Genomic DNA, 21,536 nt, shown 5'->3' on the forward strand with positions numbered 1-21,536 from the left:
GTCGAGCGATGCCTGAAGAACGGTCTACGCGCCGTAGCCGGTCCACCCATGCCTCACCACCGCGTCGAGGACGAGGTCCTGCTCCGCCTGGGACACGAAGGGGCAGTTCTGACGAGCGGAGCGCCAGATCGGGCCGTCGTCCCGGTCGTCGCAGTAGCAGAGGTGCTTCTCGTCGTTGAAGCACCACTCCCAGTGTTCGAATCGCCAGTTTTCGTCGTAGACGCCTGTGCGATACGGTCGAAACGTGGTGAAGCCCATCAACCGGAGCACCCCTTCCGGGGTCGTCGCACGTGGTGCGCGCGATGCCCACGCCTGGCGTTCGCCGTCGATTCGAGCCTTTTCCTTCGCCGCTTCGATGCCGCGCAACCAGTCCCGCTCGAATCGGTCCACGAAGCCCACCGGGTTGCCGTAGAGCCAGCGCTGGAAGGGTTCACGGACCACGCGTCGTTTCCAGTCGATGAGCTTGCCGCTGTCGATCTTCCATTCGCGGGCGACGGGGTCCCACTGCGCCCCGAGCCGTTTCGCCTGGTCCTTCTCACTGTAGGGAACGTTGAGCGCGATCATCGACATGCGGCGACCCCGTCACTCCTGTTGAACCGTCGGTTTGAACGTGCGCGCCAGACGCAGCCCCTTGAACGGTTTGCGCGCCTTCCACGCCAGGAAAAGCGTCGGGAGCATCGTCACGAAAAGCCCCGAGCGCGGAAAACCCATGGCGCACAAGAAGAACAGGAAACCGAACACCGCGTAAAAGCCCAGCAGGAACGGCATCGAACCGGTGTCGCGTCGCACCGTGCCGTCCGGGAACCGGACGCCGATGACCTCCGGACCGCCGAGGTACCGACAGACGCCAAGCTCGACCTCGTCGCCCACGCTGTCGTCGATGAAGTCCGCGAGGTAGGCCGAATACCGCAGGTCCTTGATCTCACGATCCCCGATTTTGGTGATCGCCCGGACGGTGTAGCCCCGCTGGTTCCTCATGCCCTGCCCAAGCGATTGCAAGGTGCCTTTGTAGACGGTCGTGATGCGTGCCATGGTGGTGTCCTCCTGAGGGTTGGGTTGCTGTCCCTTCCGAATACCAGGCTGGCGCCGGGAGTCAACACGATCAGGGTGTTTTGCACCCACAAACCTCTAAAAAAAACGCCCTCCGTGGAGGGCGTTGGTCGGCGACCGCGCCGAAGCGCTGCACGTCGAGGTCAGAAGACCCGCCAGTGCGCCGGGAGCCCGATGGGGCTTCCGTTCGTCTCCTTCGCGTTCTTCGCCTGGTAGACCCGTCCACCCGCCTGGGAGCGCGCCACGCCGTCGTACGGCTGCTGTGGCCAGCGCTCGAGCACGGCGATCAGCGCCGGACGGTTCTCGTCGTATTTGCGCCGGTGCTCCGCCTCCTCCTGCGCGCGCTGGTCGGCGAGCTTTTCGACGTCCGGGCGGGCAAACGCGATTTTGCTCCGCCGGTGCTCCGTCAGGGGCAACGTCTTGAGGTGACCGCTTCTGACGAGCTTCATCACGCCGGCGTGCGTGTGGAGCCCCAATGCACGTCGAACCTCCTCGACCGTCATGCGCTGGTGCAACGTCGCGCGATAGGTCTCCAGATCCCCGCGTCGGACCAGACGCGCACGCATCCCCTCGTCTGTTCGCCATGCGCTGGGAATCCATCCCTCGACGAGCAGCGTGTTGAGGTGCGACGCGGAGACCCCCAAGGTTTGAGCGGCTTCGATCACGGTGAGCAGTTCGTCCGGGTCGTTGGACACGCTATCGCCCTGCGCGATCGTGGAATCGGTGATGGTCATGGTGGTCTCCTGAGTGGCGTTGGAGGTCCACCATACCGCCCGTGCGACGGAACACAAGCCTCGCCTCGGGACGGCGCGAAGCGGGGGCGCCTGAGCCTCCGGAGGAGGTGTCCCGGGACCGTGCAACCCCTCAAAAGCGGATGGGAGCCTTGCGGCTCCCTGTCCTCGCCCGGTGCGCCCCTCCGGGGGGTGTCGCCGGGCCCCAGGGTGCCTTGCACCCCATCGCCTTACTGACGGAGACGGGCGCCGATGCCCTGCGCCATCTGCGCGACGCGGACGAGAATGGGCTGACCATTCTGCGGGAGCACCAGCGCGCTGCCGCCATCGCCCAGCCCCGCTGCAAGCTTCGAGTTCACCTCCCGCACCGCGCTTGCGCAGCCGGTCGAGAGGTTGTCCGCGAGCGCCGGGAGCCCGACGTTGACCGCTGCGTTCGGAACCCGCTCGCACATCGCCTCAGCGTCCTGCTGGACCGAGGCGATGGAGGTCGGGACGGTGAACGGGGTGCTCCCGTTCGCCGTGCCGGTCAGGGGGGCGGTGCCGGCGGCGAGCGCCAGCGTGGACATCGAGAAAAGTTTGAACAGGCTCATGGTGGTCTCCTTGGTGCCCGGCTCTAGCGGCCGGGGCATACCTATGTACTACCAGGTCCATGCGCGGAGTCAAACGGGATCGACGAAAATATTTGCGTTCTAGCGTCGTCGCCGAAGGTGCAACGTCACCAGTTCATCAACAGGATCATCGGGCGAATCCGAATCTTCGCGATGTCCAGGATGCCGATTACGTCCGACGCTGTGAGCAGCGACGGCTGGCCCGTTTCGACCTCGATGCCTCGAGCGATAAGGGCTTGCAGCGTGTCGAAAAACTCCTGTCGCTCCATCCGGAGGTCTTCGTTGGGGCCGCTCCACGTTGCCAGCAGTTGGTTGCACCGCGTCAGCCAGCGCTGCGTCCATTCCGGGGACTTGAACCCGTCCGCGATGGTCAGGACCGCCGCCTCGCGGTGCGATAAGTTCGTCAGTGCAACGTCGAACGCGCCAAAGAGGTCGGTGATCTGTTTGAACGCATCGGCCGGACTGCCACCGCCGTAGCCCTGCAAGACGCCGGAAAAAATCTGCGCGATCAGCGTGCCCCACTTGATCTTCTTCAAGATGCCGATCGGGTGGTGCTTCCCGGACGAGAACGGCCAGTTGACGACGAGCGTGCGGATCTGCGTCGCGCGAGGGTCGATGATCTCGCGCCGCGTCACGATCGGGCGCTCGTCGTGCGAGTTGTGCCTCATCCACCAGCGCCAATGCTCGACCATATCGTCGCTCAGAACGAGGTCGGGATACCCCGTGCGATCCGGTGGTGGGTCGCCCTCGGTTTGCGGTTTTTCAACGAACCGCCACGTGAGCAGGGTGATCAGGTCTTGCGCATCACCTAACTCGTAATCCAACCGTTCGTAGCGTCCCAGGTGGCGTGGGGTGATGTCGTCTGTACCCGGCTGGATCCGGGGGAGAAAGCTAGGAAAGTCCATACCCGTTCGGTCGTTGTTATTGGCGGGAACAGTGTGCACGACAGCACCTGTCCAGGACAAGACGATTCGAACGCCGTTCGTCGGAAAAATGTTGCGGGAAACACGCAAAAAGTTGCGCGATGCGTGACGCATGAAAAACGGCCCCGAAGGGCCGTTGATCAGAGGGCGACGAACGCCCGTTGACGGGCTGCGGCTTTCTCCGCCGGGGACCGCGTATCGCGGTCCCCTTGTTGTGCCTGCGGGGCTCGCTTCGTGAACGGGTCCACCTCGTCGCCCACGAACGGGACGCTCGGTGCGCTCCGGGGCGATACGCGCGCAGGAGCAGCCTGGCGGGTTGCTGGCTGCACAACGATCGCCGCCGCGTCCGCCGGTTTTGCCGGACCGATCATCATCGACCGACGTGCCTTCACGACGTGGAGCATGTCGTCCTTCGTGATCGCGGTGCCGTTGGCGAACAATGCCCGGATGGAGCGCTCCTCGCCTTTCTCGTTCGTGATCGTTTTCGTGTCCATCAACTCCTTCATGGCGTCCCGGAGCTTCGCCCGGAACTTGAACAACGGCAGGTAGGACGACCCGCTCAGTTGCTGCAGTTCGCTGACGGCGTAGTCCTTCTTGCCATCGTGCGTCGAGTAGAACGACCAGAGCCACCGCGCAAGGTATTGCTGCTGGTGCGCCATCCCCACCACGTCGATTTCCGTTGCGTCGGCTTGAAACAGCGGCGCCATGTCCTTGTCAATCCGAATCCAGTAAACCGGGTTGTTGGGATCGGTGTCGTCGTTGTCGTAGTTCGCGAGAAAGCGCTGACGTTTGATCCCCACGCCGTCCACCGTGATCTTGATGAACCCCTTGTAGAGCCGTTCGAGGGACTGCCGGAACAGGTGGATGTTCTTGCCGCTCTTCGACTTCCACAGGTAGCGGTTGCACTCGCTGAGGGAGATTGGAACGTACGCCCCCATGTCTCCCGCATTGCGTGCGACCGCCAGGCAGACCAGCAGCACGATCAGATCATCGGAGTTCAACGCCTCTGCGCCTTCGTACTCGATACGGTAATGCGGCGTTTCCGCGACCAGGAAGCGGTCCGCTACCGACTTCGAGCGGCGCGGGAAGATCTTGTCGGCCGTCATGCGCTCCCGCTGTGCGCCGAACAGGGAGAAGCGCAGGAACGCGTTGGGCACGAACGGCGAAGGCCAGGCGACGGTCTCTTCGCCACCGTTCGTCACGCGCTTGCCTTGGCGGGGGTCGATGGTCGTGACGGCGCGGTGCATGTCAGCCGACGTCTCGTTCGTCTCGACCTCGACGATCTCGGGGGTCATCGGTTCGGGCACATCGGTCTGGGTGACCGGCTTCGGTACATACTGGAACGGTGAGGGGCGGCGGATCATTGTTCGCTCCCGTTGTTCACCGGGAACCCCACCGTGACCGAGGACGGGTCACGCATCCATGCCGCCAACAGCGTCCGGAAAACGTCGCTTCGCGTTGTTGAGCGCGCCGCAGCCATCTCGTCGAGCTTTGCGAGCACGAAGGGCTCGAGCCTGATGTTGACCTGTTCGGTCTCGCGGTTGTGTCGGACGTGGGTGGTGGCCATGATGGTCTCCGGTAAACGAAAAACGCCCTTCGGGGTTTAGTCCGAAGGGCGTCGGTCTTGGCCTGCCGCAGCAGGCCCATCGTGAACGTTGCGCGCAGCGTGTTGCGCTCTGAGATCAGTAAAACTCGAGATCAGGTGGCCGTCAAGTTTTTGGTAGCAAAAACTTTACATGCCGCTCGGTGCGGGTCCGTTGGCCATCTTGTACTGCACGCTGATTGATGGGGCTAGGCTCATGCGGGTGTCATAAAACCACGTCGCGCAGGGCGGGAACCGAGTGGGATGGACCCGGGAACTGGGTGGGATGAAAGCGGGAACCGAGTGGGATGCGGACACCCCGGAAAGCCTTGTCAGACGGGCGTTCCAGCGCCCCTTAAGTATATAAGCTATTAAGCAGGGTGCGCCCTTCGGGCGCGCACCCCTGCTGATAGCTCTTTAGTAAAACTCTAGAGGAATCACGTTGGGGGTTCTTGGGTGAACCCGCCTGTGGGGCGGTTCACCCGAACCCACCGGAAGTGGAAATGATCGCTTTGCTCTCAGCGGTCCCCGGTTCAACCGAATCCCTTCGGGGAACCCCAAAACCTGGGCGGCTATCGCCGCTGGGCACTCTACCCCGTACCCGCCTGCCGGCGACGAACCGGGGCCGTCACCACGGGCCTGGAACGCTGTGAGCGCGATGCCCCCATGAATCCGCGTGCAGAACCGTCGGTGGACCGGAATGACGTGGTGCGGTCGTCCCGCTCTGCACCCGGTGCGGGAACTGGGTCGGATGTTTCCGGCTACCCGCCGTCGGGTTTGCAGCCGGATGGGCGGGAACCGACCCGGATGCCACCGGTTCTGCCCGCCCGCTGGTGAGCATGTGCCGGGGGCGGGAACTGGGTGGGATGCTCCATGAATCTGCGTGCACCCGCCAGGTGCCTCGCACCCTGGTCGCCCGGGAGCCCGACCCAGCCTCCGGCGCCGTTTCGGGACGCGCAGCGCCACCGCCCGCCGTCCTTCGCCGCAGGTGCCCCCGGGGGGGGTTGAGTGCCCTCGCCTCCGGCGGGTGTTGCCGCGTCCTGGTTCGACCGTTCCCGGCCGCGCGATCCTGCCGTCGCTTCCCGCATGAAGCCCAGCCGCAAAAAAAAGCGACCCCGTAGGGTCGCGTTAAACACACGCACCGCGTTCTCCGAGGGCCGCCGCGGTGGGTACTGCCCTGCCTCGTTGACGTTTTACGGGACCGTGGCCAGCATCAGGGCAAGAACGCTGCCAGCCGGGTCGCCAACGTCGCTTCCAGCGAGTTTCCGCCATCGCTCGTGTGCAGCAGCAACGGGGTCACGCCGTCCGCCTCATGAAACACCTGCCGGAACGTCGTGTCGAAGACCGGGGCCAGCGTCGTGGACGTGCCGCCCGCCGGCTGGTAACAACTGTTCTCGAAGCCTGCCGGGACGCCTTCCGTCGCCGCTGCCGTCGGGGTCAACCCGCTCGGGATGGGAATAGCGCAGGCGCTGATCGCGGCTTGCTTGTACGCCGCCAGGAACGTCGGGATCGATGCCACGCCGTTGTTCAGCCCGCCCGCCGCCGATGACGTCATCATTTCGATCGTCGCTTCGAACGCGGGGTAGACCGACATGTCGGTGGACGCGGTGCTGACCGGGACGATCAAGTCCTGCGCCGCGTAGCCCAGCACCGTTGCTTTCGACGGCATGGGCAACTGGCTGACCGTGGTCGCCAGCCCTTCGTTGAACCACCGTTCGAGCGAGCCGGAGGCGACGTACCCGACCGCGGTCTCCGCGTAGACGTGGGTCATTTCATGTCGATACAGATCGAAATAACTGGTGCCCACCGGTGCGTTCAAGCTCGTCGCACCTGGATACCGGGCGGCGAAGTTGACCGAATCGGCGCTCATCACGTCGAGCGCGTGGAACGCGCCCTGCCCGCTGACCCCCGTGCTGTCGTCGCCCACGCTGGCGCCCAGCGTGTTGTCCGCGCAGACCTGCACCTTCGTGCCGTCGAACCCGACCGTGGACGTGTCCAGGCCGAAGTACGCCTTGACCGCGGCGATGGACTGCTCCGCGTAGTCCGCCGCCAACGCCTGCGCCTTGTCCGACACGCCGGTCGTTGCGTAGACGAGCGTGTTCGGACCGACGTAGACCGTCGTGCTCGCCTTCCCCGCGACCTGGCAGTTCGATTGCAGGAACGTGTTGCTCGCGTCGAACGCCGTCGGGTAGTTCGCCGTCTTCTCCGCCGCGACCGTGTCCGGGACGGTGTACGTGTCGAGCAGCGACTGACCAGAGGTCGTCGTTGTCGAACCGGAGCCGCTGTTGCTGGATCCGCCGCCCCCACCGCCTCCGCCGCATGCGGACAGTGCTGCGGTCAGAAGGATGGCGCTGAGCGTGGGGAGCGCGCGGGGCGCGCGCCGAAGGTTGAGCGATTTCATGGGTTGGTCCCTCGTGCTTCCGGTGTCATGTTGTTATGGCTGTTGGCGTCACTGAACGCGCCAGCCGTTGTTCGTTTTCTGCATCAGCGTTTCGTCCGCCACGGGCTCGGTCATGCCCACGATCGCCGGGAACTTGCTGCGGTCCACCCAGGACGGCAGGTCGTCCAGTTGCCAGGTGAACTTCACGTCGGTCACGTTCTCCCCGTCTTTCCCCGGTTCCGTAAACTCCGTCACGTCCTTCACCTGCTTCGTGCCGACGCAGAAGCCCTTCTGCGGGTCCCATGCCTTGGCGTCTTTGCCCTTCTCCGTCAGCGTGATCGTCAGCACGGTGCCCATCGTTCCGAACGCGGTCACGTTCGGAGCTTCCGTGATGTCAGCCACGCCCGACGCCTTCACACCGTTCAGGATCGCAATCTGCCCTTTGTCCATGCCCTGCAACGCGATGCGGATGGGCCACTGCACCGCCGCGCTGTTCTCGACGTTCCAGCACACGTCCTGCGGCTTCGCTTTGAAGAACTCCGCCAGACCGTCCTTGAGATCGCCCTTGGACGGTCCGCTGCTGCACCCCGCCAGTACCGCGCTCGCCATGCCGATCACGACCAGCCACCCCGCGGTGATTTGCTTTTTATGCGTTTTCATTGCTTCACTTCCTTTCTTCTTCGATGCTTGTTGATGCGCCGGACGGTTCGCCCAGCGCGGTGAAGTGCCACGCCCACCGGGCGCTCGCGGCAAGTGTAGGACGCTGTCATGCGAGAATCAACACAAAACATCATGTGTTGACGTTTGATGTTTCCATCCTCACCCACCGCCGGGTTCGCCAAAGCCCCGCCCCGTCTGGTTTCCCGGGTGCGATCGATGCGGGGTCCGGGCCGGGGCCAAAAGCACCTGAGCCCTGCCAGCGACCGGTCCCGATCCGCTCTCCCACCGCCCCTCACAGGTTGAGCCGTCGACCACTCCTCATGCCGTAGAACCCGCCCGAGCCCAGGATCTCCGCCGCAACGCTCGAGAGCCCCGTCAGGTTCGCTCCGCCGGGGAACTCGCAGCAGCACGTGCCGAGCAGTGAGATCGCCCCCGGTTCGCTGGGGCGGTCGAAGTCCGCCCGTAGGTGCGTGCCCGTCGCCGGGCCCGTGAAGCGTGAGCCGGTGACCTCGATCCGGTCGAACGTCCAGGGGTTCGTGCAACGCTGGTAATCCGTCGCCTGGTCGATGCGGATCATGACCGTGCCTCCGCGCCCGCCGCCTTGCCGTTGAAGAGGGTGCCTCCGGCCGCGAACACCGCCTTCTGCTTCACCTGCTCGACGTGCTTCGTGATGAAGCGCTGAGCGCCCGCATACGTCTTGCGCCGGATGAGATCGAAACCACCGTCGGCGTGGACGATCTGCACTTCGATGATCTCTTGCCCCCGATCGGGCGCGTTGACGTGGATGTAATGCCCTTTGTAGCCGCGCGTGACAAACATGCTGTTCTCCTTGCTTTGTGATGCTTTGCCTTGACATGCACCGGCTCCTGGTGGCGGCCCGCGTTGGACCTTGCCGTTTGTTCCGGGGAGCCAGTGCCCTGGTGGTGTGCTGCACCGTTTTCCTCATGTCCGACCCGGGTCCTGCCCGGCGCCGAGCGGAGGAGCGGTCAAGGAATCAAGCGGGGAAGTGGTGCGGGCAGGCGAGCGCGCAGCGAACGACCACCCGGTTCAACGCGCCTTGAACGGGCCGACGAAGGTGCCAAGGTCCCGGTTTGGTCGGGCATGAGGTCGGTGCAGCGCAGGGGTGGCGACCCGGAACGCCCTGCGGCGAGCAGCGCCGGGCACCGGCGAACCGCCTTTCCGTCAGGTGCAACAGCACCTCCCGATCGCGTTCCGCGGGAACGCAAATATATTTCACCGGAGCGGTTGATTTCCTCCGGGGTCGAGTTACCGTGGTTCATCGCCCCCGCACGAGGGGCACCCAAAGGAGTGAGACACCATGCGCACCATCGCCCTCATGAGCAGCCTTTCCCGTTCGATGACCGAAGCGAACGTCGAGGACCACATCCCTCTTCTGCGCCGCGCGCACGGGCTCGCCCGTCACGCCGTCGAGCACGGCACGCGCTCGCGCAACGTGGACCTGCGCAAAGCCCGCCAACGCAGCGTGATTGCGTTGAAGAGCCACGGTCTGGACCGGACCGCCAACTTCGCCTACTGATTTTTCACACCGCCATCAGGTGCAACGCACCCCGTTACGGGCGGTTACGAAAAATCTAGCGTACAGAGCCTCCGGGCTCTTGCGCTCGTTCGCAGAACCGCTAGTTTGACCTGAAGCGCCACGCGACCGCGTGGTTCAACCGGTGTTCAGAGGAGGAGACAAGCATGGCCAACCGTCGCTGGGAAACCGTTCCCGAGCAGTACCAGGATCAGGCGTATCGCAACTGGCGCGATCGCTACCGGACCACGAACGTGGCCATGTCGCCCCTCGACGCCGCCCCGGACGTTCAGGACGGGTTCCCCGTCGGGGAAAGCGGTGAGCGCCTGTCGGGCTTCTTCGATTCGTCGTTCGTGGTCGAGAAGCTTCGCGACGTGCACGCGAACTCCGGGATGAACGAACGCGGTGTCGCCGGCGAGGTCCGTGCCGGGTTGCAACGCGCCTGGGACGAGCGCCAGCGGTCTCTCCAGGGGACGATGAACCTCGCCAGCGGTCCGGACCACTGGCGTCTGACGCTGCTGCGCGACGCCGAGAAGTCCTCGTTCGAAGAACAACTCGCGCGGCTGAGTAACGCGCCGAACGCCGCTGCGCTGGGCGAGGTCGCAAAGGACCGTTTCGCCGACCTGCAGGCGCACGACTACGCCTACAACCACCCGATCGCGAACCCCGACCGCGACCTGATCGCCGTGCCTCCCACGAAGCAGGAGGCGTTCAACTGGCTGAAGGGTCGCGATACCGTCGAGCACGGCGACCGCGTTGCCCCTCAACGCTCGATCTACGAAACGACCGAGGACCACATCCTTGGGTTTCTCGATCACAGCAGCGACAAGGGCGTCGCGGTTCGCCAGATCGACCCGCTGCCGCGCCCGGCGAACGACGTGGACATCTCCATCCGGGAAACCATCCGGATCGACGCCGAGAAGGCGGAGCAGGCGCTGAAGGACGCTCAAAAGCAGGCTGCGCAGCATTCGAACGATCGCGCACCGCAGTTCGTCGAGCAGCCGTTCGAGCGCGAAGAGTTCAAGCCCGAGCCGGACTTCCGTGAGAAAGCCGGACCCGACGGTGACCGGTTCTACCGGGGGACCCTCGCGGAGATCGGGACCCGCCTGATGCGCGACGACGACCCGTCCAGCCGCACGCCGTTCGCCCGCATCGAGGGGCGCCACGGTGAGCAGCACATCGTGAACGGGGTGGACGTGCCCAAGGCGATCGCCCGTGCTGGTCTCGCCGTGGGCGAGACGATCGAACTGCGCAAGACCGATTCGCACAGCGTGGGCGAAAAGAACGACCCGGCGACCGGTGAAAAGGTCGACCAGGTCCGGAACGGCTGGGACGCGAAAGCGCACGACTTCGCCGAGCACGATCAGTGGCAACGCGACGTCCACGACGAGCGCCAGGAAGAGCGTCTGGAGCAGCACGACAACCTCGAACGTGCCCGCTTTGCGGCGTTTAAGGTTGAGGCGGAAGCCTGGAAGCAGCGCAACCCCAGCGAGACGCAGACGATCGACGGTTTCGCGAACATGCTGGACGCGCCCTCCACGCCCCGTCAAGACGCACAGGGTGAGCGCGTCGCCCGCGCATCGACCCGTGCGCAACGCAAGCTCGATGCGTTGCTGGGCCGCACGCCCGCTGAACCGGTGCAGGAGCCCGTGCAGGCGCAAGCTCCCGCGCAGAGCCCTGTCGAGCCCGCTGCGGACAACCGCATCGTCGCGGAGGTCGAGCGCGTGCGTGCCGAGCGCGATCAGCGCCTCGGACTGGGTCAACCCGGTGGGATGCCCGCGCAGCACGACGGGCACGTGCAAGCGCTCACGCAGCACAAGAGCGACCAGCACGTCCTGGCTGAAACGCTGGACGCTGCCGGGACGTCGATGCGCACCGGGTTCACGAGCGACCAGAAGGGCGTGTACTTCGACTTTAAGGTTAACGGTGAAGCCGTCAACGGTCACGCGTCGTGGGACCCGGACGCGCTCGAGATGGGCAAGCAGCAGCAGCCCAACGCCATCGACGCGTTCACCGCGCCCACCGGGCGTCTGGAACAGGCGCTGGGGCACCCGGTGACCGAGGACACCCGCGGGTTCGTGAAGGACGCGCTGCACGCCTACGTCGAGCGGTCCGCGATCGATACGATCCAGCGCGATGGGTACGTCGTGGGAATCCCCCACCTGCCGTCGCGCGACGGTCTGGCGGCGAAGCTCGATTCCCGTGCCCACGCCAACGCGCCCGAGGTCCAGCAGGACGACGGGGAAGGTCAGCGCCAGGGCGGTGCCGGTTCGGTGCAGCACGCTGCGCCGGTGGTTGAGAAGCCGGTCCAAGCGCCGGTGCCGAGCCTCGGTGCTCTCGCGGAACGTGTGGACGCACGCCAGCCGGAACAGCCTGCTCACGCCCCGGCGGTCACGCAGGAGCCGGTGTCGCCGACGGTGGACGTGGAAGCACCTGCCGTGGCTTCTGCCACTCAGGCGCCGCAGGAACCTGCCCCTGCGCGCCCGAACCTGCCGAACCTCGGTGCTCTCGCGGAACGTGTGGACGCTCGCCAGCCCGAGCCGGCCGTGCAAGCCCCGGTGGAACAGCCGAAGGTGGAGCAGACGCCCAGCGTCACCGCTACGGTGGCGTCCGCAGAGCCGGTGAAGGCGGAGCCGTCCGTTGAGACGTCGCCCAACCAGAAGCCGGCGAACCTGCCGAACCTGGGGGCGCTCGCGTCGAGGTTGAGCGCTGACGTGAAGCAGTTCAACGCGGAGGTCGCACCGACGTTGCAACGGACGACCGCCTCGATCGAGCACCTTTCCACGACCTCGCGCGCCCAGGAGCAGTCCTTCGCGCAAGAGCAACTGGCACTGAAAAACGCTCAGCGCAAAGGGATCGGGCAGAGCCACACCATCCCGCGCTGATCGACCCGCAGCCTCCTGAATGCCCCGCTTCCCGCGGGGCATTTTTATTTTTCGTTTTGGGTGCTTTTCACCCTGAAAGTGGGCGTTTCGCTATTGACTAAAATCTTCAATCTGCTTGATTGGATGGATAAACAATCATTGCAGGGGGACGCACATGCTGCGCCGATTCGATTTCAAACCGACCTCGAACGACCCAGGGTTCCAAGCCACCGGGTTTCTGTTCGGAACGCGTCAGCCCATCGGGCCGCGCTACACGCCGAAAATGATTCGCCAGCGTTCGTTGCGCGATGTCCCCGCCCCGATCGCCAAATACCTCCGCACCGCCTCCGTCGTGCGTCGTTTGAAAGTCCTCGACGCCGCCTTCACCGACACCGGTCTCCTGAAAATCATCACGGACCACCTGGTGCTCACCATTGAACCCCATCGCACGATGAAGTTCGGTCCCGAAACGATCACCGCCGGTTTGTATTTTCAGCGCGTCATCGAACGCGGTGACCTGATCGACGCGGTGGTTCTTCCCCATGTCGAGGACGGAAGCCACCCGATCGAGGCGTTCTGGATCGACATCCGCTACGTCGGTGCGTCGCCGTCCGACGGTTGGGGGACGATGAAAGAAGACGGACAGTTCGCCCTGCGCGCGAAAGCCGGCGAGAAAGCCGAACGCGTCGTGACCCGCCTGCTGCGCGACACCGCCGGTCACACGTTCGAAGAAGGTGCCTGCGAGACGCCAGGGTTCTTTGAGATCCGGTCGAAGGACAAGCGGATCCGTCGCCCGGACCGGATCTGCACGTGCTGCGGCATGACGGTTGAGGTGAAGAAGCGCAACCACGACACGAACTTCGTCGTATCGCACAGCGATCGCCGGTCGTTTCACACCGAAAACGCTGCGCACGGGGTCCACGCCTTCGTGTTCGCCGACATGCAGCCCCGGTTCGTCGCCAACAGCGACATCGCCCGCGCCCTGGTGAACGGGCGCTACCAAAACGGTCAGGGGTCGCACGACCGCTGGGCGGAGATCAACCCGGACGCCGTGCGTGTGATCGATGCCCCGCGCTGCGCCGGTGCGATGCAAAAAGCCGCGTGACCCCAAACGTCAAAAGCCTGGGCGGCTGACGCCGCTCGGGCACCCCGCTTCGCGCTGCTGCCTGCGGGTGCTCGCCTGCCCATGCCTCGTCCCGGTGCCCGCCCACGTCGCCGGTGGCGCCTGCGGGTGGGGTTCCGTGCCCTCGCCTCCGGCGGGGGTTTCCCGCAGGCACACGGTCTTTTCGACCCACGCCCGCGCCACCGCACAACATATCGCGCGTTCGGGTGCAAAACACCCTGTCAACGATTGACAGCGCCAGTACAACCACTAGTACAGAGGGATGGGCGCCGTGCCCGACAACCCTGGAGGACCCACCATGAAGATCCGTTTCAAGAGCGCTGGGACCAGCGCAACCGTGCTGGCTGTTGCCGTCAGCGTTCTGGGCATGTCCGGCTGTGCGTCGATCGCCGGGGGCTCGCAAGCCATTGGGAACGCGGTGGGGGTGAAAGATCGCTCGAACGCATCTGCCTTGGGTGGTTGCCTCGCGGGTGGCGTCGTCGGTGCCGGTGCGGGCGCGATCGCCGGGAAGAATTTTTTCAGTGCTGGTCTCGGGTTCATCACCGGTTGCGCAGCCGGCGGTGCCATCTCCTACGCCGCGAGCGTGAAGGTACAACTGGACGAGGTGCGTCGCCAGCAAGCGGAGATCAACGGAACGCTCGCATCGGTCCGCGCGAATCAGCAGGCCATGGTCGTGACGAAGTTGGTGAACGATCCACAGCACGAGAACCACAAGATCGAGGCGTGGGACAAGACCGTCGTGCCGATGCCCCCGGGCCACGGTGCGGACGTCGACGCGGTGCTGAAGAAGGTCGCCGCCCTGACCGCTGCGTCGAAGAAAGTGCCGCGGATCGACGTCTACGTGAAGCGGGTGGACGAGAGCGCTTACAGCGAGATCCTGAACGCCGGCCTGCAAGGCACCAAGGTCACCTTCGCGACGCACATTGTCACGAAGAACCCGCACCTGGACGTGACCCCGATCCCCGATCCGTCGCCGGCCGCGCAGAAAGCCGCGCCCGCGACCGCCGCATCGGGTCCGATCTACCAGCCGTCCACGAAGTAAGCAACGCCAGCGGGGCGGATCCATCGCCCCGCTGCCCATTCCAACGATACGAGAGGAGGAGACAATGGATACCTACAAGGACGTGATGAGCGACATGGGCTTTGGGGATGACGTGCCCGAGCCGCCCGAGCCGTCGCCTGCCGTTGAGATCGACGTACCGACGCCTGCGCCGGTGCCGCCGGTCGCCGCACCCGCCATCGCTTCGAGCGGTCGGCCGTCGGTCTTTCAAAGACTGCTGGACACCCATGCCACCCTGGTCGAAGCGTCCAACGTCGTGTTTAGCCTACTGGAGGACAAAGAGGGTGTGGTGCCGCTCCTCGACGGGATCAACTTCACGCTGGGCGATGCGCTCAAGGTGCTGGTCGCTACTGCCTTTCGAGAGCCCACCGCATCGGTCCAGCACACGTTGGCGAAGTCGATCCAGGACGCGTCAAAAGAGTTGGGGTTGTTTGCGGCGATGCGCTCCGGAAAGGCCTTCAAGGACGACAAGCTCGATATCTTCAACACCTCTTTCAAGGCGATGGATGCTGCGCACGAGGCGTGGGGTAAGGCGCGCAGCCAAGCCTCGCGCGTCCTGCGTTCGTCGCAATCGGCGGACGTTCGTAAAGCCATGCTGCCCCCCGACCTGTTCGTCAAGACGCGGGACGCCGCTGAAGCTCTCGCTGAGCGAATCAAGGTGCTCGAGGCTGAAACGAAAGCCCTCGGTGAGTTCGGTGGCGTCTACGAACGGGCGATCCAGGCGGGCGACGTCGTTCCGCTCCAGCAGTGGCGCACGACGTACAAGCCCATGATCGACCGGCTGATGTTGACGGGATCTCCCCTGCCTGCGACTGCACCTGCCGCTGCTGTCGCCCTCGCCCCCGTTGCTGCGCCGGTGACCGGCGACGCTGCGCCCAACGACCAGCCCGACGAACCGGAGGAGGTGGTGATCCTGAAGCCGACCCGTCGCGTCCCGCGTTCCGATGATGCGGTGCCGGTACCCGTGCCGTCGGCACCGGCCGCGCCGCAGGTCGACGTCGTCCGCGAGGAGGAGCGCAAGGTGGTGCGTGTGGACCTGAGCACTGGCGAGATCCTGTCGGACGACGATCGTGCTCATGAGGTGGCGCAGGAGGAAATGCCTTCCCTGCCCGCGGTCGAGAGCCTGGTCGAGGACCATGATCCGATGGAGGAGCAGGTGGCGCCGGAGCCGCTGGATCGCTCGACGCGCGTCACACATGCGACGGATGACGTTGCACCTCGTCACGCCGGAACGCCCAGCGGTGGTCCGTTGGAGTTCGCGCAGAAGCACTTCATCGCCCTTGGTGCGGGTGCTGCGGTGCTGGTCCTTGGGGTCGCCTTCTGGTTCGGTCACCAGAGCCGGGCTCCGGCTGTGCCGGTGGCTGCACCCGTTGCTGCTCCCGCTGCCGTGCCTACTCCGGTGACCACGGTCCCGCCGGTCGTCGCACCGCCGACCACTGCGCCGGCCGCACCGGTGGTGGCGTCTACGCCCGTGCTTCCCGCGCCTGCTCCCGCGAAGCCTGAGGAGGTCACGCCGAAACCAGTCGCGGCGAAGCCGGTGCCGGAGGTCCGCAAGCCGGCTCACCCGGTCGCCCGCGAGCACGTGACGACGATGCGGGAGACGAACCAGGCCCTGGACCGACTGCGCCAGAAGCTCGGTGAGTGATCCCGGTCTAGCCTGACGAACGCCCCGCCCAGTGCGGGGCTTCTTTTTTGCAACATCAGGTGCAAATCACTCCAAACGCGCTTGACTTGCTCGGTGGGTCTGTTTGTATGGGCTGATAACGACACAGATGGAGGAGACCCCGATGAACCCCAACGCTTACGTTCCGCCGGACGCCGCTGTCTGGATGAACCTGCAAACCGCTGCCTTTCCCACTTTCGAACCCCTCACGTCCTTCATCGTCGTGCTGGTGCTGTTTGCGTTCACCGCGATGCCGACCTTGGCCTACGTGGTGTTGCGCCTGCGAGCCGCGGCGTCGCAAGCCGCTGCTGCGCGTGATCGTGAAAACGATGTGCCCTCTAAGCCGCGCGCCAAAGCGCAGTCCGGCCCCGGCGCCATCCACCTCCTCCTTGCCCTGGTGATGCTGCCGTTCGCCGTGATCTTCGGTGCGGCGCTCCCGGTGTATGCCGCCGCGTGGTGGGTTGCGGGTGCTTACGACTGTTCGAGCGAAACGCCGATGGTCGAAGCGCGCCTGGGCGTGTCGGACACGGGCTCGAACCTGTGCATGAACGTGGGTGCTCATGTTCAGACGTTCTCGTCGAAGGTCAAGGGTGAAGCCTCGCGCACCCAGAAAGCCGCCGGGCACATTTTGTCGGGAGACGAATGATGACGACGAACAACCACGACAACGATCCGCTCGACGCGCTGCTGAACGCCGCCATGAACGACGCGGCCGATGCGCCCACGTCGTCACCCGCTTCGACGCCGCGCGCTTCCGACTCTTCGTCGCCGTCGTCCTCCAAGCGATTCGCGTTCAAGGCGGGTGCGCTCGTCGTCGGTCTGGCGATGGTCGCTTACGTGGGGCTGCGCCTGGGACGCGGGGACCTGTCGCTGCTGGGTGCTGCTGCACCCGATGCGGTGGTCGCGCACGTGCTGACCCCGGAGGAGCAGGTGGCGGCGGAGGTGAAGGCGAATCCCGCGCTGGTGAGCCGCCAGGCGTGCGTGAACCTCTACCTGGTTGCGCCCGGCTACCTCGGGCTGCTCGCCCACCCGACGCTTGAGCAACTGCAAGCCATGTCGATCGACGAACTGCGCTCGTGGGTCGTGACCGCTTCCGGGGACCGTTTTGTTGGTGGTGTGTTTGGTGTGGACGTGACTCGCCGCGTCCTCGCCGCAGACCTGTTCAAGGCGGAGACGACCACGCCCCGGTTCACCAACGTGGATCCGGTGGTGGAGGCCCGTCGCATCAACGCGTACCTGGACACCTGCCGCTCGCTCTACCCCGGTCGTGACGAGACCGCTGCCTCGATCGTCCGAGTTCACGCGTTCACCGTAAAGCGCTTCTTGGGCTCGGTGATGTCCCTTTTCGTTCGCTGATCAGGAGGAACCATGGAAAACCAACTCAAACGCTCGCTGTTCTCGATCACCTGGGAGTGCCTGGTGCTCTGGTCGATGTTCGTCCTCGGAAAAGAGATCCCGCCGGATCGTCCCGAGGGAATGTCGGACGAAGCGTTCGCTGGGCGTGTGGAGAACTTCAAGCGCCTGCACCCGCGTAGCCGTCTGTTCGACCGGATCGGTCGTCTGGTGTTCTTCCGCCCGATGGACATGGACTGCCGGTGGGACTTCTTCTACATCCCCGCGGATCGCGTCATTCATTACTTCGGGAAAGGTGATCCCGACAACCTCGCCGGGAAGGAAGGGCGGATCGCCCGCACCAACGTCCACGACAACCAAACCCGGGTTGAGCTTCGCGGGCTGCTGTCAAAACGAGCCGCGCTCGCCGGGATCGTCGTGGTGCTGATCGGTGCGCTGATCGCTCCGACGATGGTTCAACACATGACGCCGTTCCATCTTTTCACCGCCGCTGGCGCGTTTCAACACTTCTGATCCGAGGAGGCCCGAATCATCATGACGAACGAGACCAACACTGCCATCGACACGACGCTGACGGACACTCCGTTCGCACGTGCGTTTCGCAAGGACCTGGTGAAGATCCGCGACGAGCGCCACACGCGCGACCAGGAATATTTCACGTATCACCTGGGTGTGCCGGAAAACTTGCGGGACAAGGTGCCGTACGACCTGCGTGATGCGGAACCCTCCTATTCGATCACCTACAACAACACCCCGCTTCAGAGTTTCATCAAAACCGGCGCGGGCGACGACGACGAGGTCGGTCACGGCGGCTCGTCACTGGTCGAAAGCCTGGTGTTCTACTTCCACCCGATCCTGACGCTCGCGTCGATGCTCGCCATCGCGCTGCTTGCACTCCTCCCCGATTCGATCTTTGGTCTCGGCATTTCGCTCGTGCGCTCTTTCGTCGGTCTCGGTATTTTCCTTGGGGTACAGGCTCTGTACGCTCGCGGGACCATCGCGCTTTACGGGCGCAACTGGAACTACATCATGCGCGCCACGGTGAAGCCTGCCGTCGCCGTCGCTGTGGCGCAGGTCGTCCTTGCTGCGCTGCTCCCGCCCTCGTGGGCCGCTCCGTTGCTGATGCTCGGCAATGCCATCATTCTCGCCCGACCGTTCCTCGAGGGTTTGCATGTCTCACGCGGTCTGAGCCAGCGGATGATGATGGAGGTCAAATACGTCGGAAAGCCGAACTTCAACGAGTATCGGAAGAACCGCAACGATCAGATTCTCGCCACGTCAAACCTGGCGAAGAACGGTCCGTTCATCACGTTCGGTTACGCGACGGGCAAGATGCGCGAATGGGGTAACCCTTACTCGCCGGACGCGTGGATGCCGATGGGCGCTTCGATCGACGACCTGACCAAGCACACGGCGGGTTACGGCAACCCCGGGATGGGTAAGACGGTCGGCATGGGTCTGCCTGTGGTCCAGCAGATCATGGCGTTCGGCTCGATCGGTGCCGACGGCAAGTGGCGCAACTGCGCCGGGATCTTCGCCATGGACGGCAAAGGCGAACTCGGCGCCGATGTGATCGCGACCGCGCGCAAGATGGGGCTCGAGAAGGTCGGTGTCGAACTGATCGAGATCGGCATCGAAGCAGGCTGCGATGAGATTGCTCCGATCGAAGGGCTGACCGCCACGGACGTCGCCTCGTCGCTCGCCGAAATGAACAAGACCGGCAAGAACGGGAATCCGTTTTTCGATAACTCCGCTTTCAAGTTCGTGCTGACGGGCGCCGTGTTGCTCGAAGGGCTGCGCGATCGAGAGATCGAATGGATGGACGCCAAAGCCCAAAAGATCGCTTACGTGGATCCGGAGACCGGGGCCACGGTGTATTTCCGTGACCGTGCTCACCTGGTCGAGATGCACGAAGCCGAAGGCTGGGACCTTCCGGTAGGGTTCGTGCGCCAGTTCGTGTGGACGTATGAAAATCTCATGCGGTTTTGCAAGCAGTACGTCATGGACCAAGCGTTCCTGCTGGGCGTGAACGCCCCCGACGGAACGCCGAAAAGCCCAGCCGGTGTTCCGACGGTTCCCGATCGGGGTGGTGCTGTTGGATGGTTGCAGGGGCTGTCCTACTACGCGAATCGGCATGCACAACAGACGGCGCTCAATCGGAAGGCTCTCGCCGACGAGCAGGATGCCATCCGCCGCGGCGATCTCGATGAAGCCGAGTGGATTCGCTCGCGAAACGAACGTGGCCAAGGTCTGATGCTTGACGACGCGATCAACGTCGTGACGAAAGACTTGTTGTTGATCGACGGGAAAACCGTTGGTGACATCACGGCAACGGTTGCGTCCTGGATGGACATCGCCACCGGTCATCCGGCGTTGCGCACGTGGCTCAACAAAGAAACAGGCGCCGACGTCACCGCGTGCATGCGCGGTGCGGTGGTCGCCATGTCGCTGTCGAAGGCTGAGCACGGTGTGCCGGGCGCGTTCTTCATCGACCTTGCCAAGCGCCGGTTCTTCCGCACCATGCTCACCCGTCCGGGCAACTGGCGTTCGGACATCAAGCAACGTCCGGTGCTCATCCTCGTGGACGAAGCCGCCGATTTCGTCGGCGCTGGCCCCGGTGGAAACGGGGCCACCCCGGAAATGGAAATCTTGGCCAAAGCGCGGAGCAAGGGTGCCCTGGCGTACTACCTCACCCAAAACATCAGCCAATACGAGGACAACCTCGGCGTGCACGGCGCGCTCGCTTTCGCCGGGAACTTTAATTCGTTCTTTTCTTTCCTTTCGACCAAGGAGACTCTTGAGTGGGCGCGTGACCGGATCGGTAAGTACGCCAACATCAAGTTCTCCTGGTCCGCCAAGCTCGTGGCGAAGAGCCTGCACAGCATGAACACGACGGGCGACGTCGCCGCCATGGAGCGCCAACACCAGCAGACCATCTTTAAGAAGACGTACCCGGCCGACGTGGTGCTGAGCAAGTCCGACATCAAGGAACTGGAGGATGAGGCCAACAAGGCTCATACCGGGCTGCACATGAACCTGCATCTCCTGCGCATGTTCACGACGGATCTGGTCCTCAAGATGCCTTTGACCGTCTGGGGTGCCGTTAAGGCGGACACGAGCCTCGTTGCCAAAGCCGTGTCGCGTCTGTATCACGGCATCCTGCGTGAGGACGGTGTGAAATCGCTCGCGATGGGCGAAACGAAGGCCCACGTTCCGGAGTTCACCGCAAAGACGGAGGGTCAGTCCAAGGATGAGCGTGGTGCGGTGACCACCGATCCGATCCTGAACGCCGACCGGCTGGAGTTCCTCAAAGGGCGGTTCCTCGCCGTGGCAAGCTTCAACCGCGGTGGGATCATGCGCGAGGACATCGTCCGCTCGATCGGGTCGCTGGATTTTGTGGAGCAGGGTCCCACGGAATCGGACGAAGCGTTCGCGGTGCGCAAGAAGAACGCGTTCCACGACCACGTCCAGTTGCTCGCCGCGCGTCAGCCGGGTGTGATCACCTGCTACGACGTGATCGATCAGGGGATTGCGTACGCCTCGACCAAGTGATAGTACGAAGGTTCCTCCTCTGTCGGGATGCTCATGCCCGACAGTTGCCCGGCGAGAGCCGGGCTTTTTTGTGACCGTCATTCCGTCGATGCGGTGCTGCTCGGTGCCGATGACCCCAACGCCTGGGGCGCAAGCGCCCGGTCTCCCGCTTCGCGCCGTCCCCTGCGGTCACTGCTCCGCCCTCTACCGCGAACGGGTTTGGGGTGAACGCCACCCCGCCCGCCTGATTCACCGGAGGTGCATGCGGGGTGTGCCCTCCGCCTTCGTTGGTTTTCCGCGCGTTCCAGCATCGCCAGGATGATCCCGTAAAGCCTCACCTTTGGACGAAGCACAACCTCGTCCAATCCCTGCTTCCCGCACGCCCCAGCCTGCTGCGCCCGCGCGACACCTGCAGATTTTTTTTCTGCGTACCGCCCGTACCCGCTTGCCAAGCGCCTTCGGTTCGCTAGTGTG

General features: G+C 64.4%; 20 protein-coding genes. 9 read left to right on the forward strand and 11 right to left on the reverse strand.

The window, feature by feature from the left end; translation table 11 throughout:
• Positions 1-24 precede the first annotated feature (24 nt).
• The 11 genes from DK391_RS20990 to DK391_RS21040 all read right to left on the reverse strand — a co-directional run bounded on the left by DK391_RS20990 (position 25) and on the right by DK391_RS21040 (position 8,753).
• Positions 25-570: a DUF5710 domain-containing protein gene (locus DK391_RS20990; RefSeq protein ID WP_109479906.1), complete on the reverse strand. Its 546-nt coding sequence runs from the start codon at positions 568-570 to the stop codon at positions 25-27.
• A gap of 12 nt (positions 571-582) precedes the next feature.
• A complete protein-coding gene (locus tag DK391_RS20995; protein WP_109479907.1) occupies positions 583-1,032 on the reverse strand; it encodes a hypothetical protein in 450 nt (149 codons plus the stop codon).
• 161 nt (positions 1,033-1,193) lie between these two features.
• The gene (locus DK391_RS21000) at positions 1,194-1,784 is read right to left on the reverse strand and encodes a helix-turn-helix domain-containing protein (protein ID WP_109479908.1); all 591 of its coding nucleotides are present in this window, start codon (positions 1,782-1,784) and stop codon (positions 1,194-1,196) included.
• Positions 1,785-2,011: 227 nt separating this feature from the next.
• Positions 2,012-2,371, reverse strand: coding sequence for a hypothetical protein (locus tag DK391_RS21005; RefSeq protein ID WP_109479909.1), 360 nt, complete (start codon positions 2,369-2,371; stop codon positions 2,012-2,014).
• 125 nt (positions 2,372-2,496) lie between these two features.
• A complete protein-coding gene (locus DK391_RS21010) occupies positions 2,497-3,426 on the reverse strand; it encodes a hypothetical protein (protein ID WP_162600880.1) in 930 nt (309 codons plus the stop codon).
• 26 nt (positions 3,427-3,452) lie between these two features.
• The gene (locus DK391_RS21015; RefSeq protein WP_109479911.1) at positions 3,453-4,676 is read right to left on the reverse strand and encodes a hypothetical protein; all 1,224 of its coding nucleotides are present in this window, start codon (positions 4,674-4,676) and stop codon (positions 3,453-3,455) included.
• Positions 4,673-4,879, reverse strand: a complete 207-nt coding sequence (locus DK391_RS21020; RefSeq protein ID WP_109479912.1) for a ribbon-helix-helix protein, CopG family — start codon at positions 4,877-4,879, stop codon at positions 4,673-4,675. Before DK391_RS21020 ends, DK391_RS21015 begins: the two co-directional genes overlap by 4 nt.
• A gap of 1,228 nt (positions 4,880-6,107) precedes the next feature.
• Complete coding sequence (locus tag DK391_RS21025) at positions 6,108-7,295, reverse strand: hypothetical protein (RefSeq protein ID WP_109479913.1); 1,188 nt, start codon at positions 7,293-7,295, stop codon at positions 6,108-6,110.
• A gap of 48 nt (positions 7,296-7,343) precedes the next feature.
• Positions 7,344-7,934 (reverse strand): hypothetical protein, encoded by a 591-nt coding sequence (locus tag DK391_RS21030; protein ID WP_109479914.1) that lies wholly within the window; start codon positions 7,932-7,934, stop codon positions 7,344-7,346.
• A 292-nt stretch (positions 7,935-8,226) separates the two neighbouring features.
• Complete coding sequence (locus DK391_RS21035; RefSeq protein WP_109479915.1) at positions 8,227-8,511, reverse strand: hypothetical protein; 285 nt, start codon at positions 8,509-8,511, stop codon at positions 8,227-8,229.
• A complete protein-coding gene (locus DK391_RS21040; RefSeq protein ID WP_109479916.1) occupies positions 8,508-8,753 on the reverse strand; it encodes a hypothetical protein in 246 nt (81 codons plus the stop codon). Before DK391_RS21040 ends, DK391_RS21035 begins: the two co-directional genes overlap by 4 nt.
• A 499-nt stretch (positions 8,754-9,252) precedes the next feature.
• Between DK391_RS21040 and DK391_RS21045 the strand changes: the two genes are divergently transcribed.
• The 9 genes from DK391_RS21045 (at position 9,253) to DK391_RS21085 (ending at position 21,083) form a co-directional block, all read left to right on the forward strand.
• Positions 9,253-9,471 (forward strand): hypothetical protein, encoded by a 219-nt coding sequence (locus tag DK391_RS21045; RefSeq protein WP_109479917.1) that lies wholly within the window; start codon positions 9,253-9,255, stop codon positions 9,469-9,471.
• Between the two features lie 164 nt (positions 9,472-9,635).
• Positions 9,636-12,353 (forward strand): hypothetical protein, encoded by a 2,718-nt coding sequence (locus DK391_RS21050; RefSeq protein WP_109479918.1) that lies wholly within the window; start codon positions 9,636-9,638, stop codon positions 12,351-12,353.
• A gap of 154 nt (positions 12,354-12,507) precedes the next feature.
• On the forward strand, positions 12,508-13,437 hold the full coding sequence (locus DK391_RS21055) for a hypothetical protein (protein ID WP_109479919.1): 930 nt from the start codon (positions 12,508-12,510) through the stop codon (positions 13,435-13,437).
• A gap of 316 nt (positions 13,438-13,753) precedes the next feature.
• Positions 13,754-14,497, forward strand: a complete 744-nt coding sequence (locus tag DK391_RS21060) for a hypothetical protein (protein WP_109479920.1) — start codon at positions 13,754-13,756, stop codon at positions 14,495-14,497.
• 64 nt (positions 14,498-14,561) lie between these two features.
• Positions 14,562-16,160, forward strand: a complete 1,599-nt coding sequence (locus DK391_RS21065) for a hypothetical protein (RefSeq protein ID WP_109479921.1) — start codon at positions 14,562-14,564, stop codon at positions 16,158-16,160.
• Between the two features lie 142 nt (positions 16,161-16,302).
• The gene (locus DK391_RS21070) at positions 16,303-16,824 is read left to right on the forward strand and encodes a hypothetical protein (protein WP_109479922.1); all 522 of its coding nucleotides are present in this window, start codon (positions 16,303-16,305) and stop codon (positions 16,822-16,824) included.
• The gene (locus DK391_RS21075; RefSeq protein WP_109479923.1) at positions 16,824-17,534 is read left to right on the forward strand and encodes a hypothetical protein; all 711 of its coding nucleotides are present in this window, start codon (positions 16,824-16,826) and stop codon (positions 17,532-17,534) included. Before DK391_RS21070 ends, DK391_RS21075 begins: the two co-directional genes overlap by 1 nt.
• A gap of 12 nt (positions 17,535-17,546) precedes the next feature.
• Entirely contained in the window at positions 17,547-18,044 is a 498-nt protein-coding gene (locus tag DK391_RS21080; protein WP_109479924.1) for a hypothetical protein, read from the forward strand.
• A gap of 21 nt (positions 18,045-18,065) precedes the next feature.
• A complete protein-coding gene (locus DK391_RS21085) occupies positions 18,066-21,083 on the forward strand; it encodes a TraM recognition domain-containing protein (RefSeq protein ID WP_109479925.1) in 3,018 nt (1,005 codons plus the stop codon).
• Positions 21,084-21,536 lie beyond the last annotated feature (453 nt).

The sequence above is a fragment of the Paraburkholderia sp. C35 genome (assembly GCF_003121405.1).
Lineage (GTDB): Bacteria > Pseudomonadota > Gammaproteobacteria > Burkholderiales > Burkholderiaceae > Paraburkholderia.

Coding starts and splice junctions, on each gene's coding strand:
- DK391_RS20990 (WP_109479906.1), bottom strand. CDS start 570: ATGTCGATGATCGCGCTCAACGTTCCCTACAGTGAGAAGGACCAGGCG.
- DK391_RS20995 (WP_109479907.1), bottom strand. CDS start 1,032: ATGGCACGCATCACGACCGTCTACAAAGGCACCTTGCAATCGCTTGGG.
- DK391_RS21000 (WP_109479908.1), bottom strand. CDS start 1,784: ATGACCATCACCGATTCCACGATCGCGCAGGGCGATAGCGTGTCCAAC.
- DK391_RS21005 (WP_109479909.1), bottom strand. CDS start 2,371: ATGAGCCTGTTCAAACTTTTCTCGATGTCCACGCTGGCGCTCGCCGCC.
- DK391_RS21010 (WP_162600880.1), bottom strand. CDS start 3,426: ATGCGTCACGCATCGCGCAACTTTTTGCGTGTTTCCCGCAACATTTTT.
- DK391_RS21015 (WP_109479911.1), bottom strand. CDS start 4,676: ATGATCCGCCGCCCCTCACCGTTCCAGTATGTACCGAAGCCGGTCACC.
- DK391_RS21020 (WP_109479912.1), bottom strand. CDS start 4,879: ATGGCCACCACCCACGTCCGACACAACCGCGAGACCGAACAGGTCAAC.
- DK391_RS21025 (WP_109479913.1), bottom strand. CDS start 7,295: ATGAAATCGCTCAACCTTCGGCGCGCGCCCCGCGCGCTCCCCACGCTC.
- DK391_RS21030 (WP_109479914.1), bottom strand. CDS start 7,934: ATGAAAACGCATAAAAAGCAAATCACCGCGGGGTGGCTGGTCGTGATC.
- DK391_RS21035 (WP_109479915.1), bottom strand. CDS start 8,511: ATGATCCGCATCGACCAGGCGACGGATTACCAGCGTTGCACGAACCCC.
- DK391_RS21040 (WP_109479916.1), bottom strand. CDS start 8,753: ATGTTTGTCACGCGCGGCTACAAAGGGCATTACATCCACGTCAACGCG.
- DK391_RS21045 (WP_109479917.1), top strand. CDS start 9,253: ATGCGCACCATCGCCCTCATGAGCAGCCTTTCCCGTTCGATGACCGAA.
- DK391_RS21050 (WP_109479918.1), top strand. CDS start 9,636: ATGGCCAACCGTCGCTGGGAAACCGTTCCCGAGCAGTACCAGGATCAG.
- DK391_RS21055 (WP_109479919.1), top strand. CDS start 12,508: ATGCTGCGCCGATTCGATTTCAAACCGACCTCGAACGACCCAGGGTTC.
- DK391_RS21060 (WP_109479920.1), top strand. CDS start 13,754: ATGAAGATCCGTTTCAAGAGCGCTGGGACCAGCGCAACCGTGCTGGCT.
- DK391_RS21065 (WP_109479921.1), top strand. CDS start 14,562: ATGGATACCTACAAGGACGTGATGAGCGACATGGGCTTTGGGGATGAC.
- DK391_RS21070 (WP_109479922.1), top strand. CDS start 16,303: ATGAACCCCAACGCTTACGTTCCGCCGGACGCCGCTGTCTGGATGAAC.
- DK391_RS21075 (WP_109479923.1), top strand. CDS start 16,824: ATGACGACGAACAACCACGACAACGATCCGCTCGACGCGCTGCTGAAC.
- DK391_RS21080 (WP_109479924.1), top strand. CDS start 17,547: ATGGAAAACCAACTCAAACGCTCGCTGTTCTCGATCACCTGGGAGTGC.
- DK391_RS21085 (WP_109479925.1), top strand. CDS start 18,066: ATGACGAACGAGACCAACACTGCCATCGACACGACGCTGACGGACACT.